At 65.6% G+C, this 18615-nt stretch carries 14 protein-coding genes; 3 read left to right on the top strand and 11 right to left on the bottom strand.

The features are described from left to right. Positions 1–76: 76 nt before the first annotated feature. From XaplCFBP3123_RS14815 to XaplCFBP3123_RS14805, 3 genes are all read left to right on the top strand, one after another. Positions 77–2503, top strand: coding sequence for a penicillin-binding protein 1A (locus XaplCFBP3123_RS14815; protein WP_104534731.1), 2427 nt, complete (start codon positions 77–79; stop codon positions 2501–2503). Between the two features lie 214 nt (positions 2504–2717). Further along, entirely contained in the window at positions 2718–3365 is a 648-nt protein-coding gene (locus XaplCFBP3123_RS14810; RefSeq protein ID WP_104534730.1) for a hypothetical protein, read from the top strand. A 58-nt stretch (positions 3366–3423) separates the two neighbouring features. Further along, positions 3424–4242, top strand: coding sequence for a DMP19 family protein (locus XaplCFBP3123_RS14805; protein ID WP_172453285.1), 819 nt, complete (start codon positions 3424–3426; stop codon positions 4240–4242). A gap of 72 nt (positions 4243–4314) precedes the next feature. On the opposite strand, the gene XaplCFBP3123_RS14800 is transcribed toward XaplCFBP3123_RS14805, so the two are convergent. The 11 genes from XaplCFBP3123_RS14800 to kdgD all read right to left on the bottom strand — a co-directional run bounded on the left by XaplCFBP3123_RS14800 (position 4315) and on the right by kdgD (position 18345). Next, on the bottom strand, positions 4315–5604 hold the full coding sequence (locus XaplCFBP3123_RS14800) for a citrate synthase (protein ID WP_039409911.1): 1290 nt from the start codon (positions 5602–5604) through the stop codon (positions 4315–4317). Between the two features lie 230 nt (positions 5605–5834). After that, positions 5835–6077, bottom strand: a complete 243-nt coding sequence (locus XaplCFBP3123_RS14795; protein WP_024938126.1) for a type B 50S ribosomal protein L31 — start codon at positions 6075–6077, stop codon at positions 5835–5837. 70 nt (positions 6078–6147) lie between these two features. Continuing rightward, the gene (locus XaplCFBP3123_RS14790) at positions 6148–7086 is read right to left on the bottom strand and encodes a nucleoside hydrolase (protein WP_104534728.1); all 939 of its coding nucleotides are present in this window, start codon (positions 7084–7086) and stop codon (positions 6148–6150) included. 131 nt (positions 7087–7217) lie between these two features. Continuing rightward, positions 7218–9362 (bottom strand): ATP-dependent DNA helicase RecG, encoded by a 2145-nt coding sequence (gene recG / locus XaplCFBP3123_RS14785; RefSeq protein ID WP_104534727.1) that lies wholly within the window; start codon positions 9360–9362, stop codon positions 7218–7220. Between the two features lie 29 nt (positions 9363–9391). Next, positions 9392–9772: a RidA family protein gene (locus tag XaplCFBP3123_RS14780; protein WP_104534726.1), complete on the bottom strand. Its 381-nt coding sequence runs from the start codon at positions 9770–9772 to the stop codon at positions 9392–9394. A 262-nt stretch (positions 9773–10034) separates the two neighbouring features. Beyond that, positions 10035–11576: a galactarate dehydratase gene (gene garD, locus XaplCFBP3123_RS14775; protein ID WP_104534814.1), complete on the bottom strand. Its 1542-nt coding sequence runs from the start codon at positions 11574–11576 to the stop codon at positions 10035–10037. 38 nt (positions 11577–11614) lie between these two features. Next, the gene (locus XaplCFBP3123_RS14770) at positions 11615–12886 is read right to left on the bottom strand and encodes an OprD family porin (protein ID WP_104534725.1); all 1272 of its coding nucleotides are present in this window, start codon (positions 12884–12886) and stop codon (positions 11615–11617) included. Between the two features lie 76 nt (positions 12887–12962). After that, positions 12963–14318 (bottom strand): glucarate dehydratase, encoded by a 1356-nt coding sequence (gene gudD / locus XaplCFBP3123_RS14765; RefSeq protein WP_104534724.1) that lies wholly within the window; start codon positions 14316–14318, stop codon positions 12963–12965. Positions 14319–14337: 19 nt separating this feature from the next. After that, a complete protein-coding gene (locus tag XaplCFBP3123_RS14760; protein WP_301182398.1) occupies positions 14338–15732 on the bottom strand; it encodes an MFS transporter in 1395 nt (464 codons plus the stop codon). 115 nt (positions 15733–15847) lie between these two features. Continuing rightward, complete coding sequence (locus tag XaplCFBP3123_RS14755) at positions 15848–17428, bottom strand: aldehyde dehydrogenase (NADP(+)) (protein WP_104534723.1); 1581 nt, start codon at positions 17426–17428, stop codon at positions 15848–15850. Then, positions 17428–18345 carry a 5-dehydro-4-deoxyglucarate dehydratase gene (gene kdgD, locus XaplCFBP3123_RS14750; RefSeq protein ID WP_104534722.1) on the bottom strand — a complete coding sequence of 306 codons (918 nt, stop codon included), beginning with the start codon at positions 18343–18345 and terminating at the stop codon, positions 17428–17430. Before kdgD ends, XaplCFBP3123_RS14755 begins: the two co-directional genes overlap by 1 nt. Positions 18346–18615: the final 270 nt, after the last annotated feature.

The raw sequence follows: 18615 nt of genomic DNA, 5'->3' as shown, positions 1-18615 counted from the left end.
AGAGTTCGGCCCCAGCCAAACCCGGCGTCATCTATACTCTGCGACCAAGAAATCTGCAATCGGAATCTCTCTTAACATGCCCCGTATTCGTCGTTGGCTGGGCTGGGTCCTGGCCGCGTTCGTGGTGCTCGCCCTGCTTGGCGCTATTGCTGCCGGCGGCCTGTACTACGCCGTTTCCTCCAAGTTGCCGGACGTGCAGTCGCTCAAGCAGGTCGAACTGCAGGAGCCGATGTACGTCTATTCCAGCGACGGCCGCCTGATGGCCGTCTATGGCGAGACCCGGCGCTACCCCATCCAGATGAAGGACGTGCCGCTGCGCCTGAAACAGGCCTTCCTGGCGACCGAGGATGCACGCTTCTACGAACACGGCGGCGTGGATTACAAGGGCATCGCCCGCGCGGTGTGGCTGCTGGCAAGCACCGACGCCAAGCGCGTGCCGGGTGGGTCGACCATCACCCAGCAGGTGGCGCGGCAGTTCTTCCTCAGTTCCGAATACAGCTACACCCGCAAGCTCGCCGAGATCCTGCTGGCGCGCAAGATCGAGAGTGAGCTGAGCAAGGACGAGATCTTCGAGCTGTATCTCAACAAGAGCTTCTTCGGCAATCGCGCCTACGGCGTGGGTGCTGCGGCCGAGTACTACTACGGCAAGAAGATGAGCGAGCTGAGCCTGGACGAGATGGCCTCGCTGGCCGGCATCCCCAAGTTCCCATCCAGCGGCAACCCGATCAGCAATCCGGAACGCGCGCAGGAACGCCGCGATTACTACGTGCTGCAACGCATGGCCGACCTGGGCTTTGTCAGCCAGGCCGAAGCCGATGCCGCCAAGGCGGTGCCGATGCATGCCAAGCCGCACGAGCCGCCGGTCGAGGTCTACGCCCCGTACGTGGCCGAGCTGGTGCGTCAGGAAATGATCGCCAAATACGGCGGCGATGTGCTCAACAAGGGTTACCACGTCACCACCACCATCGATGCCACGCTGCAGACCGGCGCCGATGCGGCGGTTGCCGAAGGCCTGCGCCTGTACGACCACCGGCATGGCTGGCATGGCGTGGAGCAGCATTTCGATGTCGCCGCCGATGCGGATGCGCCGGCACTGGCCAAGCATCTGTCGGGCGTGTTCGCCCAGGGCGGCCTGCGCGCGGTGATCGTGGCACGCACCAATGCCGACGGTGGCGTGACCGTCGTGCAGAGCGACAAGACCGAGCTGACCCTGCCGGCCAGCGCCAGCCGCTGGACCAACAAGACGCCGGCCAAGCTGCTGACGCGCGGCGACCTGACCCGCATCCGGACCGGCGAAAAAGACGGCGAATGGATCATCGACCAGTTGCCGCGTGGCCAGGCCGCACTGGTGTCGCTGGATGCCAATAGCGGCGCGCTGCGCGCGCTGGTCGGCGGTTTCAGCTTCGCCGGCAACAAGTTCAATCGCGCCACCCAGGCACGCCGTCAGCCGGGCTCCAGCTTCAAGCCGTTCGTGTATGCGGCCGCGTTCGAGAAGGGCTTCAATCCGGCCTCGATCGTACTCGATGCGCCAGTGGTGTTCCGCGACCGCCGCGGCAAGACCTGGTCGCCACAGAACGACGGCGGCGGCTTCCGCGGCCCGATGCGCTTGCGCGAGGCGTTGGTGCAATCGCGCAACCTGGTGTCGGTGCGCCTGTTGGACGCGATCAGCGTCGATTTCGCACGCAAATACATCAGCCAGTTCGGCTTCCAGGAAGCCGAGCTGCCGCCCAACCTGTCGATGTCGCTGGGCACCGCGTCGCTGACGCCGTTGTCGGTCGCGCGAGGCTATGCGGTGTTCGCCAACGGCGGCTCGCGGGTGGAGACCTGGATCGTGGACGAGGTCAAGGACCGCGACGGCAATGTGGTCTTCAAGGAAGTCCCGGCGGTGGCCTGCCGGACCTGCGCATTGCAGGGCGGCAATGCCGCGCCGGTGAGCCAGGTGGTGGACGGCTTCAACTTCGGCGCTCCCGCGCTGCCCAAGTCGATCGAGCCAGCCACGGCGACGCCGGCCACACCGGCGCAGACCGCCCCGGCAGCCACTGCCGAAACCAAGATCGCGCCGCGCGCGATCGACGAGCGTACCGCCTACCAGCTGGTCTCGATGATGCGCGACGTGGTCCAGCGCGGCACCGGCACTGCGGCCAAGGTACTCGGACGTGAGGACATCGGCGGCAAGACCGGCTCGACCAACGATCACCGCGACGCCTGGTTCTCCGGCTTTGGCGGCCCTTATGCCACCACGGTGTGGGTGGGTCGCGACGACTTCCGTTCGCTCGGCTATCGCGAGTACGGCGGCAAGGCCGCACTGCCGATCTGGATCGACTACATGCGTGTGGCGCTGAAGGACAAGCCGATCGCCGCCAACGACCCGCCCGACGGCATGACCCAGGCCACCATCAATGGCGCGGTGGAATGGGTGAAGAACGAGGACCTGGATCGCCTGCAGGATTACGACTACGGCCTGCAGGAACAGCAGGACGAGAAGGCGTTCGATATCTTTTAAGGGCCGGGATTGGGGAATCGGGATTTGGGAATGGGGAATCGGAACAGCCTCGCCCGCTCGATTCCCCGATCGGTTTCGTGGCATCGACTGTTTCCGGTTGCAGTAGACAATTGCCATTGCGTGAGTGCCCTTTCGGGGGGGGGACACGAGGTATTCGCCACCTCTTCATGCCGCTGTTGTAGAGTCGAACCAGGTTCATTAGGGGAGCCCGGTCATGCACCACGCGCGCGAGCACGCCGATACGCGAACCCGAGAACGTCGCCATCGTCTGGCGCATGAAGCGGCCCGGCTGATGGCCGAGGGCGGCATCCGCGATTTTCATCAGGCCAAGCTCAAGGCGGCCAGCCGGCTGGGCATCCACGACGACGCATCGCTGCCGCGCAATCGCGAGATCGAAGATGCATTGCGCGAGCACCAACGTCTATTCGCCGGGCCTGCGCACGGGTTGCGGCTGCGCCAACGCCGCGAGGCCGCATTGCGCGCGCTGGAGTTTCTCAGCCCGTTCCAGCCGCGCCTGACCGGCCCCGTGCTCGACGGCACGGCCGACGCCCATGCGCCGGTGCAGTTGCAGCTGCACAGCGACGATGCCGATGCAGTGCAGCGATTCCTGGAAGAACACCGCATTCCGGCCGAACTGCGTACGCGCCGGCTGCGTCTGGACCGCGAGCGCACTGCCGAGTTTCCGGTGTGGTTGTTCAGTGCCGAGCAATTGACCTTCGACCTGACCGTCCTGCCGTACGACGCGCTGCGTCAGGCCCCATTGTCGCAGCTGGACGAAAAACCGATGCTACGCGCGTCTGCAGCGCAGTTACGGCAGCTCCTAAGCGAACAGGTCACTGCCCACTACCGGCAACCGGGCTGACCTAACGCCACACCACCTTGCGCACACATGCGCCTCTTTTTTGCCAATGGATTCCTGCATGCCCGCCATACCTTCCACCGCCATCATCGTCTCGCGCAATAGCCTGGAGAGCGACGATGTATCCGCACCGATCCAGTCCAATATCAGCGTCGTCAACGCCCTGCTCGATCAATGGTTGCGGCCCGATGAGATCGCCGCCGACGCGATGTGCAGCTACTACGTCGACGTCTATGAAGCACAAATGGATAACGGCGGCTTTGCGCAGTTCGTCTACAACTGCAATGCCGACCTGGCGATCATGCAGCAGGTTGGACGCGGGCTGGAGGCAATGCAGGCAACCCAACATGCAGCCATCTATGCGGCCAGCTGCGCGCAGCTGGAACAGATGGACGACGCAAGCCTTCAGGCATTTATGGACGGCGAATACTTCGGAGACAATCCGACGCGCGATGCGCTGGACCAGCACGACGATGCCTACTACGCACTGGCCGACACCGAAGACCTCGCCGTATTGCATGCGAACTGGTTACGCGCCCACCCACAGCTGGTGGCACTGTCGATCCCGGAGATGCAGGCAGAAATCGATCGGCGTGCGGCCAGTATTGCCGACCGCGAAGCGCGCGTGGCCGCAGCGCTGGAAAACGAGCCGCGCTATCTGAAACTGATTCGCCGCCTATGCCGCGAGGGCGGGCACGCGCTGGATCGCGTCACTGCCGGCGACCCCAGTCACGATTACCACGGCACCCATGTCCTGGCCTGGCACTTCCTGACCGACCGCGGCCATTTCTACTTGCTTGACCTCGATGGCCGCGCGCGCATGTACAACGCAGACAGTCATGCGCTGATTGCGGAGATCGACGCACCGGCTGAGGCCTGAGGTAAACGGCACGCTACCAACGAAAACGCCCCGCAATGCGGGGCGTTCGTTCAAGCAGACAACCGCAAGCGTTTAGCGCTTGGCGCTGTCGGTGTAGTCGCGCTTGTCGTAGCCGGTGTAGATCTGGCGCGGACGGCCGATCTTCATTTCCGGATCGACCTGCTGCTCCAGCCAGTGCGACACCCAGCCGGCGGTGCGGGCGATGGCGAACATCACGGTGAACATTTCCACCGGAATGTTCAGCGCCTTGTAGATCAGGCCCGAGTAGAAGTCGACGTTCGGGTACAGCTTGCGCTGCACGAAATAGTCGTCCTTCAGCGCGGCTTCTTCCAGCTTCAGCGCCACTTCCAGCAGCGGATCGTTGACGCCCAGCTCGCCCAGCACCTTGTGGGTCATCTCGCGGATGATCTTGGCGCGCGGGTCGAAGTTCTTGTAGACGCGGTGACCGAAGCCCATCAGACGGAACGAGGAGTTCTTGTCCTTGGCCTTGGCCACGGCGGACTCGACGTTGTCGGCAGTGCCGATCTCTTCCAGCATCTTCAGCACGGCTTCGTTGGCGCCGCCGTGTGCCGGGCCCCACAGCGCGGTGATGCCCGCTGCGACCGAAGCGTACGGATTGGCACCGGTCGAACCGACCAGACGCACGGTCGAGGTCGAAGCGTTCTGCTCGTGATCGGCATGCAGGATGAACAGCAGATCCAGCGCCTTGGCGACCACCGGATTGATCTCCAGCGGCTCGCTCGGCACTTCGAACATCATGTGCAGGAAGCGGTCGACGTAATTGAGGTTGTTGCGCGGGTAGCGGATCGGCCAGCCGATCGAATAGCGGTACGCGGCAGCAGCCAGGGTCGGCACCTTGGCGATCAGACGGATGGCGGCCTGACGGCGCTGCTCCGGATCGTTGAGGTCCAGGGTGTCGTGATAGAACGCCGACAGCGAGGCGACCGAACCGGCCAGCATGGCCATTGGGTGGGCGTCATGACGGAAGCCACCGAGGAAGTTCTTCAGCGACTCGTGCATCATCGTGTGATGCGTGACTTCGTGGTCGAACTTCTTGAATTCGTCCGCGGTCGGCAGCTCGCCGTTCATCAGCAGGTACGAGACTTCGAGGAAGCTGGACTTCTCGGCCAACTGTTCGATCGGGTAGCCGCGATACAGCAACACGCCGTTGTCGCCATCGATATAGGTGATGGCCGACTTGCAGCTGGCGGTGGCGGTAAAGCCCGAGTCGTAGGTGAACAGACCGGTTTCTTTGGTCAGCTTTGAAATATCGACGCAATCGTTGCCAAGCGTGGGCTTGAGAACCGGCAGAACGACCGACTTGTCGCCGGCGTTGAGCGTGACCTGATCAAGATCGGACACTGTGTACGCTCCTTCAGTGGAAGGCGCCTGTCACCAAATGGGCAGGCACGTGATGGAAGTCCAGGGCATCGCCCCGGATCACGTCATTATCGCACAGCAGCATTTTGGCCGTCGCTTGGACAGAAGTCGTAGACGCCCCCGTCGAAGGCGTGAAAACGAAGTTGCCAACGCCCCAAAAAACAACGGCCGCGCAATGCGCGGCCGCTGCCGGTACAGCCCGTCCTGCAAGCTCAGCGCGCGTAGCGCTTCTGGAACTTGTCGATCCGGCCGCCGGTGTCGATCACCTTGTGCTTGCCGGTATAGAACGGGTGCGAGGCCGAGGAGATATCCACCTTGATCAGCGGGTATTCCTGGCCGTCTTCCCACTTCACGGTCTCTTTCGAGCTCATGGTGGAACGGGTCAGAATCTTGAAATCGGACGTCACGTCGTGGAAGACGACGTCGTTGTAGCTGGGATGAACGTTATCTTTCATGGACTTGGCGCCGGGCTGCCTGGATAAGCCGGGCATTATAGCGGCCTCAAGACGCCTGGCGCAAGACGCCCTAGCCCGCCGACAAGGCCGCCGCGACCAGGCCGAAGAATTGCTGGCGATCGTAGTCCAGCAGCAGGTTGGCGTTGTCGGGCACGCCATCCCGGCGATCCCAGTCCACCAGGGTCATGCCACGGGTGTGGGTGCCGGTCAGCTCGATATGCACCGGCCGCTGCTCCAGCCGCTGCGCGCCCTCGGGGTGCAGCGCGAACGCCATCGCCAGCGCGTCGGCGGCGTACCAGTGCTCGCCGCGGCTGTCTTCGGACCACAGGCGGGTCTTGCGCGAGATTTCCTCGTAGAACCGCGCCTGCGCGGAGTCGGCCGCCAGCCATTGCTCGACGTCGCGATGCAGCAGGCCGTGCGCGATGGTGGCCTCCCAGTCGGCCACGTCGAACTGCGGAAAACCGCGGAACACGATATGCGCCGCTTCCGGGTCGAAGCCGATATTGAATTCGGCCGCGGCGGTGATGTTACCGTGCCCGGTCAGCGCACCGCCCATCACCACCAGCCGCGCCACGCGCTGCGGCAGGGTCGGATCCAGGGTCAGGGCCAGCGCCAGATTGGTCAGCGGACCGAGCGCGACCAGCAGCAGCTCGCCGGCGTGTTCGTGCGACAGGCGCAGGATGGCGAGCGCGGCGTGCTCGGTCTCGGCAGTGCGTTTGGCCGGCGCCAGGCTGACATCGCCAAAGCCGTCCATGCCATGCACATGCGCCGCGTCCACCGAGGGATGCAGCAACGGCTGCGGGCAGCCCGCGTAGACCGGCACATCGTCACGCCCGGCAATCTCGCAGACCTTCAGGGCGTTGCGCACGGTGTGCTCCAGGCCCACGTTGCCGGCGGCGATGGTCAGGCCAACGACGTCATGTCGGGTATCGTTGAAGGCCATCAGCAAGGCCAGCGCGTCGTCCACGCCCGGGTCGGTGTCGATCAGCAGCGGTATCTTGTTGGTCATGGGATTGGAGATTGGGCATTCGGGATTCGTTGCTGCATCTTCGCAAGGATCGGCGAGGCGCGCGAATCACCGGGACGCCAAGGCGGCAGCAGCCTCGCCTTTACGATTCCCGATTCCCCAATCCCCGCCACTTAAGCGGCGGCGTAACGCACCGCGCTGCCGATCCAGCGCGCGACCACGCGGTCGGCAATCTCCGGCGCTTCGGCCAGCAACCGCTCGGCGAGCACCTGCACGCGCGGCAGCAGCCGGGCATCGCGGGTGAGATCGGCGATGCGGAAGCTGGCCAGGCCGGTCTGGCGGGTGCCGAGCAATTCGCCGGGGCCGCGCAGCTCCAGATCCTTTTCCGCGATCACGAAGCCGTCGTTGGTCTGGCGCATGGTTTCCAGGCGTTGCCGCGCCATCATCGATAGCGGCGCCTGATACAGCAGCACGCAGCTGGACGCGGCCGCACCGCGCCCGACCCGGCCGCGCAACTGGTGCAACTGCGCCAGGCCCAGGCGCTCGGCGTTTTCGATGATCATCAGCGAGGCGTTGGGCACGTCCACGCCGACCTCGATCACCGTGGTAGCCACCAGCAGATCGGTGCGGCCTTGCTTGAAATCCAGCATGGCCTTCTGTTTTTCGGCCGCTTTCATGCGCCCGTGTACCAGTGCCACACGCACGCCGGGCAATTGCGCGGACAGGGCTTGGAAGGTGACCTCCGCCGCCTGTGCTTCGATCCTTGGCGGGCCATTGGGCGCGCCCTTGCCGGGCTCTTCGCTTTCTTCGATCAAGGTGCACACCCAGTACGCCTGACGCCCTTCGGCGCAGGCGGCGCGGATGCGCTCGACCAGCTCCGGCCGACGCTCTGCGCTCAAGACAATCGTCTGCACCGGCGTGCGCCCGGGCGGGAGTTCGTCGATGGCCGAGACATCCAGATCCGCATAGGTGGACATCGCCAGGGTGCGCGGGATCGGCGTGGCGGTCATCACCAACTGATGCGGCACGCTGCCGGCAGCGGCCCCCTTGTCGCGCAAGGCCAGGCGCTGATGCACGCCGAAGCGGTGCTGCTCGTCGATGATGGCCAGCGCCAGATCGTGGAAGACCACCGCCTCCTGCATCAGCGCATGCGTGCCGACCACCACCTGCGCCTGGCCGGAGGCCACCTCGGCCATCGCCGCGGCGCGCGCCTTGCCGGTGACCTTGCCGGCCAGCCAGACGATGCGCACGCCCAGCGGTTCCAGCCAGCCACGGAGATTGGTGAGGTGCTGCTCGGCCAGCAGCTCGGTCGGCGCGGCCAGTGCGACCTGCTTGCCCTGCTCCACCGCCAGCATCGCCGCCAATGCCGCAACCACGGTCTTGCCGCTGCCGACATCGCCCTGCACCAGCCGCAGCATCGGCGATGGCTTTGCCAGGTCGCAGGCAATCTGTGCGAACACGCGCTGCTGCGCACCGGTGAGCTGGAACGGCAATGCCGCGTGCAGTTGCTGCACCAGGGTGCCGTTGCCAGGCAGGCTCGGTGCATGAAAACGCTGCAAGGCGATGCGCTGGCGACGCAGGCTGAGCTGATGCGCCAGCAGTTCTTCGATCGCCAAGCGTTGCTGGGCCGGATGACCGCCTGCGAGCAGTTGCTGTGGGTCGGTATTCACCGGCGGGCGATGCATGGTCAGCAGCGCGGCGCGCAACGAGGGCAGTTGTTCGTCCTGCAGCCAGTGCGGCGGCAGCAGTTCCAGCGCGGCCTCGGCCGGCAACCGCTCCAGCGCCTGGCCGATGAGTTTGCGCAGCGTGGCCGGGCCCACGCCTTCCAGCACCGGATAGACCGGATCCAGGCTGTCGCCCAGCCCGGCATCCTCGCCCGGTGCCAGCACGCGGTAACTGGGATGCACGATTTCCCATCCGTTCTGTCCCGGCTTGGGCGTGCCGAACACCCGCACCCGCGTACCCGGTGCGAACTGCGCCACCTGGGCGGCGCGGAAATGGAAGAAGCGCAGCACCACGGTGCCGTGCGAGTCGTCCGACACCGCTACCCGCAGCACCGGCCGAAAGCGGAAGCCGCGCTCCACTGCATCCACACGCCCTTCGATCTGCGCCGGCACACCGCTCTGCAACTGCGCGATCGTGGTCAGCCGCGTGCGGTCTTCGTAGCGCAACGGCAGATGCAGCCACAGATCCTGCAGCGTCAAAATGCCGCGCGCAGCGAATTTCTCGGCCACTTTCGGGCCGACGCCGGGCAGGCTGGCAAGCGAGGCCTGGCCTGCGACGGTCAGGCGTGGGGTGACGGTCGCTGCGCGCGGCACGGCAGAGCGCTCGGATCAGCCGCGCTGGATCAGTCGAGCACCATCACCGCATCGACCTCGAAGCCGGCACCCTTGGGCAGGCCGGAGACCTCGATGGTCGAACGCGCGGGGAATGGGGCCTGGAAATACTCCTGCATCACCGCGTTGACGGCGGCGAACTGGCCGAGATCGGTGAGGTACAGGCCCAGCCGCACGATCTTGTCGAGCGAGCCGCCGGCCGCTTCCGCAACCGCCTTGAGGTTGTCGAACGCGCGGCGCGCCTGCGCGCCGATGTCGCCGGGCACGATCTCGCCGGTGGCCGGATCCAGCGGGATCTGCCCGGAGAAATACACCGTGTTGCCGGCGCGCACGGCCTGCGAATACGGGCCAATGGCGGCAGGCGCCTGGTCGGTATGGACGATCTGGGACATGGGAGCTCCGTCAACACTGAAAACGAGCGCGCATTGTATCGGCGCATGCGGCAGGGGAGCGAATGGTGAAAAAGGCGCAGGACCGGCTTGGCGAGTCAGGTGCCGGGGTCTGACGCGAGCCGGTGCGTTGAAGCCCCTCACCCGCGGGGCGAGAATGCACGGATTGCACGCCGCCTGCGTGCCTGCCTGGGAGCGCCCGCGTCGCGAGCGCGGGCCGAGCCATGGTGTGGAACGAGGGTTGGGGTTGGGTTACGGAATCGCCCTAGGTAATCGGCGCCGGGTTGAACAAGGCCAGATCATTGTGCAGGCGATGCTGCTCGGTCCAGGTGCGTTGGCCACTGGCCACGTCCAGATAGCGCTGGAACAGCTCCCAGCCCAGTTGTTCCAGCGTCTTGGCACCGGTGGCCACACCGCCGGCGTCGATGTCCATCAGGTCGGACCAGCGCTGCGCCAGCTCGCTACGGGTGGCGACCTTGATCACCGGCACCATGCCCAGGCCATACGGGGTCCCGCGCCCGGTGGTGAACACATGCAGGTTCATGCCGGCGGCCACCTGCAGCGTGCCGCAGACAAAATCGCTGGCGGGGGTGGCGCAGTACTGCAATCCGCGCCCCTTGACCCGCTCGCCAGGCGGCACCACGCCATTGATCGCCGACGAGCCGGATTTGGCGATCGAGCCCATCGCCTTCTCCACGATGTTGGCCAGCCCGCCCTTCTTGTTGCCCGGCGTGGTGTTGGCGCTGCGGTCGGCCTGGCCGCGCGCCAGGTAGGCGTCGTACCAGGCCATTTCGCGCACCAGCGCTTTGGCTACATCGGCATTGGCGGCGCGCGGCACCAGCAGGTGGATGCCATCGCGCACTTCGGTGTTTTCAGAGAACATCACCGTGGCACCGGCGCGCACCAGCAGGTCGGCGGCCACGCCCAGGCCCGGGTTGGCGGTGACGCCGGAAAACGCATCGCTGCCGCCGCATTGCATGCCCACCACCAGCTCGCTGGCCGGCACGGTTTCGCGGCGGCGCAGGTCAAGATGGCGCAGGCGCTCTTCGGCCATGGCCATGATCGAGCCCACCATATCGGCAAAGCCCAGGCTGGCTTCCTGCAGGCGATACACACCGCTGTCGTCGGCACTGGCATCGTCCGGCAGCAGGCGCTCGGGTGCGAGTTTTTCGCAGCCCAGGCCCACGATCAGCGCCTGACCGCCGAAGTTGGGGCTGCGCGCGATATTGCGCAGCGTGCGGATGGGGATGATGGCCTCCGGCGCGGTAATCGCCACGCCGCAGCCGTAGACATGATTGACCGCCACCACATCGTCGACATTGGGATACTTGGGCAGCAACTCGGCGCGGATGCGCTCCACCGCGTGACCGAGCACACCCACCACGCACTGCACGCTGGTCATGATGCCCAGGATGTTGCGCGTGCCGACGCTGCCATCGCGGTTGCGGTAGCCCTGGAAGGTGTAGCCCTCCAGAGGCTCGGGTTCCGGTGCCGAATGCAGCGACAGATCCAGCGTGGCCAGCTCGGGGGCCTGCGGCATGTCCAGCAACTGCTCGCTCACCCATGCGCCGCGCATGATGTCGGCGTTGGCAGTCCCGATGACCGCGCCCAGGCGGATCACCGCCGCGCCTTCGGGCAGGTCCACCAGGGCGATCTTGTGGCCCTGCGGAATATGCTCGAAGGTGGTGAGACCATCGGCAAAGGTGGCGCCGGCCGGCGCGCCGCCATCGTTGACGACAATGGCGACGTTATCGCGCGCATGGGCGCGGATGCTGAGCCAGGGCATGGCGTGCTGGGTTGCGGACATCAGGGGGCTGCCTTGCAGGACATCGGGGGTGGAATGCATCACCGGTCGGGGCTGTCGAACTGGCGCTGGTACTGCAGGATCAACCGGTTTTCATCGACATTGCGCTGGTAGTTGGAGCGAAAGGTGCCGTTGAACCAGATCAGGCTCAGATGCTTGAAGCGCTCGCTCTGGAATTGATAGGTGGTCAACACGTCGCGCGCCCATTCGCGGCCTTCGCCGGCATAGGTGGCCGGCCGTGCATCGTCGCCGCTGATGTAGCGCGCCATGACGCTGAGGCCGGGGATGCCGATGCTGTCGCCATCGATGCTGTAACGCAGCTGCCAGCTGCGCTCGCCGCGTTCGAGGAAGTCGTTGATGAAGGTCCAGTTGAAGACGTTGCCATCGGTACCACCCGGCCATGGCATCGCACTGGGCCCGGACAGCTTCTGATAGCCGGCGCCCAATTCATGGCCGCCGCTGCGCCAGGACAGCATGCTGCTGAACATGCGGTTGTCGATCGGGCCGGCGCGCGACTGGCCGACATTGTCGGTGCGGAAATAACGCAGATCCACGCGCAGGCGGTCCTTGCCGAACATGTGGGTCTGGATCAGGTTGTAGAGCTGCTGGCGGTAGATGTCTTCCATCAACCCGCCCTGATAACGCATCTGGGTGCTCGGAGCCAGGGTGTAGGTTGCCGAAACCAGATTGAAGGCATCCGAATCCGGGGTGCCGAGGAAGCGGCGGTTCTTGTTGGTCAGGGTGATCGGCACGCGCGAATCGCCGTCGCGATACCAGGCACTGGTGAAGCGGGCGAGCAGCAGATCGAGCTTGGGCACATCCTTGGATTCCAGGGTCACGCCCTGAAACGTCTCGGGCATGATGCGGGTGATGCTGGCGCGCACCAGCGGCTCGTTGGGAATGAAGCTGCCCCATTTCAATTCGGTCTGCGAGGCGCGCAGCTTGAGCGTGGGCGCCACCCGCACCAGTGCATGCCGGGCGGTGCCATCGTCGTTGTTGGGAAGCAGGCCAGTGCCGCCTTCCGCGCGTACGCCATCGAGCTTGAAATCGCCGATGCCCAGCAGATCCAGGCCCGCGCCGACCGGGCCGCGGGTGTAGCCGCTCCTGGCATCGATGACGAAGCCCTGTGCCCATTCGGCCCGCTTGCCCTGCCCTTCATCGCTGCGGAAGTCGCGGTTGTAATAGAAGTTGAGCGCGGTGACCTCGGCCGTGGCGCCATTCCAGAACCCCTCATCGGGCTGTTGCGCACGCGCCCGCCCGGCCGCGCCGACCGCCAGCAGCGCGGCGCCACTGAGTGCCATCATGCTTTTCATTGCTCGGTTCTCCACCTGCGGTGAACTCGCCGTCATGCGCTGCTGCCGGCTCACCGGCAGCAGGCATCGGGACGCATCAGCGCACCAGGCACGGCCGCTTGTTGTCGAAGCTCCAGTTAGGGATCAACGCCTGCATGGCGGCCGCATCATCGCGCGCACCCAGGCTCAGGCTTTGGTAGGTGCGATGCGCGGCCTCCAGCGCCTCCATGTCCAGCTCCACGCCCAGCCCAGGCTTGGCCGGCACCTGGATCTGGCCGTCTGCAATCTGCAACGGATCGCGGGTGAGGCGTTGGCCGTCCTGCCAGATCCAGTGCGTATCGATGGCGGTGATGCGCCCGGGCGCGGCGGCGGCCACATGGGTGAACATGGCCAGTGAAATGTCGAAGTGGTTGTTGGAATGCGAGCCCCAGGTCAGGCCCCAATCGCGGCACAGTTGCGCTACACGCACCGAGCCCTGCAATGTCCAGAAATGCGGATCGGCCAGCGGAATGTCCACCGACTGCAACTGGATGGCATGGCCCATCTGGCGCCAGTCGGTGGCGATCATGTTGGTGGCGGTAGGCAGGCCGGTAGCGCGGCGGAATTCGGCCATGATCTCGCGGCCGGAATAGCCCTGCTCGGCACCGCACGGGTCCTCGGCATAGGCCAGCACGCCATGCATGTCGCGGCACAGCGCGATGGCCTGCTGCAGCGACCACGCACCGTTGGGATCGAGGGTAATGCGCGCCTGCGGAAAGCGCGCATGCAACGCGTGGATCGCCTCGATCTCTTCTTCGCCGCGCAGCACGCCGCCCTTGAGCTTGAAATCGCAGAAGCCGTACTTCGCGTAAGCCGCTTCGGCCAGCCGTACCACTGCTGCCGGCGTCAGTGCTTCCTCATCGCGTACCGCTTCCCAGGCATCGGCGGCAGCGCTGCCGTCGCGATAATCCAGCCCGGTCTTGCGGCGGTCGCCGATGAAGAATAGATAGCCCAGCACATCCACCGCATCGCGCTGCTGGCCTTCGCCGAGTAGCGCGGCGACCGGTTGATCCAGGAACTGCCCCAGCAGATCCAGCAGTGCCGCTTCGATCGCAGTCACCGCATGGATGGTGATGCGCAGATCGAAGGTCTGCAGGCCACGCCCGGCGCTGTCGCGGTCGGCGAAGGCGGTGCGCACCTGATTGAGGATGCGCTGGTAGTCGGCGATGGAACGGTCGCGGATCAGCGCGGCCGCCTCGTTCAACAAACCGGCGATGGCATCGCCGCCAGGCACCTCGCCCACGCCGGTGCGCCCGGACGAATCGCGCAACACCAGCACATTGCGGGTGAAGTACGGCGCGTGCGCGCCACTGAGGTTGAGCAGCATGCTGTCCTGGCCGGCGACCGGCACCACGCGGATGTCGGTGATGCGCGGCGTGGCGCCGATATTTGCAGCTGAGGTATGGATGTTCATCAAGAGTCTCCGAAGACGATCAACGCGGTGCAGGAACAGGCGCGGCCGGGCCACCCGGGGGAGCCTTCAGTTCCACGCGCTTGATCTCGCCAACCACGGCCAGATAGGACACCACCGCCAGCAGGGCATTGAGCCCGACGAACACCAGCGCCCACTCGAAGGTGCCGGTGATGGAGACGATGTAGCCGATGACGATCGGCGTGGTGATGCCGGCGATGTTGCCGAAGGTATTGAACAGGCCACCGGACAGACCGGCGATTTCCTTGGGCGAGGTGTCGGCCACCACCGCCCAACCAAGTGCACCGATGCCCTTGCCGAAGAAGGCCAGCGCCATCAGCCCCACCACCATCCATTCGGTCTGCACGTAGTTGCAGCCGATCATCGTTACCGACATCAACATGCCGACCACGATCGGCGTCTTGCGCGAGACGGTGAGCGAATACCCACGCCGCACCATGCGGTCGGAGACATAGCCACCCAGCACGCCGCCGACGAAGCCGCACACCGCCGGCAACGAGGCCACGAAGCCCGCCTCCAGGATCGACATGCCGCGCTCCTTGACCAGATACACCGGGAACCAGGTCAGGAAGAAATAGGTCAGCGTTGTGATGCAGTACTGACCGATATACACCCCCAGCAGCATGCGGTTGCACAGCAACTGCTTGGCGTAATGCCATTGCGCGCCCTTGGGCTGGCTGCCTGGCCTGTTGCCCTGCTCCATGTCCACCAGCGCGCCGTTGCGCTGGATATAGTCCAGTTCCTGCGCAGACAGGCGCGGGTGTTCGCGTGGCGCATAGATGGTCTTGCGCCACAGCAGTGCCAGCAGCACGCCCACGCCGCCCATCACCAGGAATACGTGCTCCCAGCCCCAGGCATGCACCAGCCACCCCATCAGCGGCGCAAACGCCACCGTGGCGAAGTACTGCGCGGAATTGAAGATGGAGGCGGCAAGACCGCGCTCGGCGGTGGGAAACCAGGCCGCCACGATGCGGCTATTGCCGGGAAACGACGGCGCTTCGGCAATACCCACCAGAAAGCGCAGCACGAACAGCGTGGTCACCGCCCAGGCCATCGGCACCCAGCCGATGAAGCCCTGCAGCGCGGTGAACAACGACCAGATCAGCAGCGACAACCCATACACGCGGCGCGAGCCGAAGCGATCGAGCAACCAGCCGCCGGGAATCTGCCCGGCCACATAGGCCCAGCCGAACGCGGAAAAGATGAAACCCATCTGCAACGCGTCGATGCCCAGCGCATCCTGGACCGCGGAACCGGCGATAGACAAGGTGGCGCGATCGGCATAGTTGATCGTGGTCACCACGAATAACATCAGCAGGATCAGATAACGCCTGCGCGGAACCGTCGTTGCGCCGATTGCCGTTGAACCGACCGTTTTTGAATCGATAGCCATCATCGTTCCTCACCTATGACGATGGAAGCGCACTGCGCTTCGGTACTCCGAGTGGGCCTGCGATCGGCGTGCCGGACCCTCCTCCGGCACGCCTCAGGCAACGTTGCGAGCGGGTCGGTCAGTCGTGGCCCAATGCGCCGTCCACGCGCCGCCACAAGCCCAGCGGATTGCCGTGCGCCACGGCCGCCGGCAACAGCGCCGCCGGCAGGTCCTGGTAGCAGACCGGCCGCAGGAAGCGATCGATCGCCAGCGTCCCCACCGAGGTGCTGCGGCTGTCGGAAGTGGCCGGGAATGGTCCGCCATGCACCATGGCATGGCAGACCTCCACGCCGGTGGGCCAGTCGTTGACCAGGATGCGGCCGGCCTTGCGCTCCAGCACCGGCAGCAGTGCGGCCGCCAGCTCGGTATCGCCGTCGTCCATGTGCAAGGTGGCGGTGAGCTGGCCCTCCAGCTGCTCGCTCAATGCGCGCAGCTGCGCACTGTCCTTGCAGCGCACCAGCAGCGACGAGGCGCCGAACACCTCGGCCTGCAGCGCTTCATCGGCCAGGAAGGCATCGGCATCGGTGCCGAACAACGCCGCCGGACAATGCCCTGTGGCTGCCGCCGCGCCACGCGCCAGCGTAGCCACCCGCGGATGCGCGCCCAACCGTTGCACGCCTTGCGCATACGCATGGCCGATGCCTGCAGTGAGCATCGGCGCAGGCGACACGGCCTGCAGCGTTTGCGTTGCGGAGGCGATGAAGGCATCCAGCTCCGGCGAATCGATCGCCAGCAGCAGGCCGGGGTTGGTACAGAACTGCCCCGCGCCCAGGGTGAGCGAGCCGACGAAGGCCTTGCCCAGGGCCGGTGCGCGCCCCTGTAAGGCCTGCGGCAACAGATACACCGGATTGATCGCGCTCATCTCCGCATACACCGGAATCGGCTCGCGACGTGCAGATGCAATCTTGACCAACGCCATACCGCCCGCGCGCGAGCCGGTGAAGCCCACCGCCTTGATGCGCGCATCGGCCACCAGCTGCGCGCCAATGTCGATCCCGGCATCGAACAGCAGCGAGAACACCCCTTCCGGCAAGCCGCACTGCGCCACTGCGGCCTGGATCGCGCGGCCGACCAGTTCGGAGGTGCCTGGATGCGCACCATGCGCCTTGACCACCACCGGGCACCCGGCCGCCAGGGCCGAGGCGGTATCGCCGCCGGCCACCGAAAACGCCAACGGAAAATTGCTGGCGCCGAACACCGCCACCGGCCCCAGCGCGATATGGCGCTGGCGCAGGTCCGCGCGCGGCAACGGCGTGCGCTGCGGTAGCGCAGTGTCGATGCGCGCCTGCAGCCAGCTGCCTTCGCGCACCACGTTCGCAAATAGCCGCAGCTGCCCAACGGTGCGTGCGCGTTCGCCTTCCAGGCGTGCGCGTGGCAGGCCGCTTTCGCGCATGGCGCGTTCGATCAAGGCATCGCCCAGCCCCAGGATCTGCTCGGCGACAGTGTCCAGAAACAGGGCGCGCGCCTGCAGCGGAGTCTCGCGATACGTATCGAATGCCGCTTGCGCCAACGCGCATGCCTGCTCCAGATCCTGTGCGCTCACCGAGCCGAACGCCGGCTGCAACGACTCGCCGCTGGCCGCATCCACCGCATGAAATTGCGCGCCTGCGCCGCGCACGCCGCGCTGGCCGATCAGCGATTCGCCCTGGATGGTATGCATCAGCGGCGTCCTCCGATCAGTTGCTTGAGTTGCGCACTTTCGGTGTCGGTCAAATCGGCCAGCGGCGTGCGCACCGGACCGGCGGGACGGCCGACCGCACGCATGCCGGCCTTGACGATGGACACCGCATAGCCGGCGCGGCGATTGCGCAGCACGGTGTACGGCAGCACGAAGTCGTTGAGCTCGCGGTAGATGGTGGCGTGATCGCGCGCGCGCACTGCTGCATAGAACTCCAGCGCCCACTCTGGAAGGAAATTGAAGATGGCCGACGAATACGTGGTCACGCCCATTTCCAGATACGGCAGCGCAAAGGTTTCGGCGGTGGGCAGGCCGCCCACGTACAACAGCCGGTCGCCCAGCCGCGCATAAATGCGCGTCATCCGATCCACATCGCCGATGCCGTCCTTGTAGCCCACCAGATTGGGGCAGCGTTCGGCTACACGCGCCAGCGTCACATCGTCGAGCCTGGCGTTGGCGCGGCCGTAGACGATCACGCCCAGCGTCGTCGCCTTGCAGACGCGCTCGACATGGTCGGCCACGCCGTCGGCATCGCACTCGGTGAGGTACGGCGGAAACAGCAGGATGCCGTCGGCATTGCTGCGTTCGGCCGCCTGCGCCATCTCGATCGCGATCGCAGTGCCGTAGCCGGCCGGCGCGATCACCGGCATGCGCCCGGCCGTCTGGGTCACCGCGGCACGCACGGCGCGGTTGACCTCGTCCAGGGTCAGCGAAAACAGCTCGCCGGTTCCGCCTGCGGCGAACAGGCCGGCCGCCGGGTGCGAGGACAGCCAGTCCAGGTTGGCGCGATAGGCCGGTTCGTCGAACGCCAGTTCGGCATCGAAATGCGTGACCGGAAACGACAGCAACCCGGCACCAAGCGCCTGGGCCATTTCGGACGGGGTATATCTACTGCTCATCGGACAAACGCTCCTGGGCGGGGGTTGGGCTGATCCTAGGAACGCAGATCGTTGCTGGTCCAAACCAAATTACGTATTGTTTGATACGTGAATTGAATCAATCGCGAGACGGATGATACGAAAGGGGCGCAAATCGCTGCTTTGCAACGATTTTCTGTAGACGCCGTGATGATGGATGCTCGCGTTCGTTGCGGACGCCTGCGGCGCCTGTGCCGTATTCATCCCTGCCCTGCGCCGTGGGATGTTGCACGTGCAGCATCGAATTCATCC

The sequence above is a fragment of the Xanthomonas arboricola pv. populi genome (assembly GCF_002939945.1).
GTDB lineage: Bacteria > Pseudomonadota > Gammaproteobacteria > Xanthomonadales > Xanthomonadaceae > Xanthomonas > Xanthomonas arboricola_A.
Note: the sequence above shows the minus strand (reverse complement) of the source record. Positions and strands in the feature narration are given on the sequence as shown.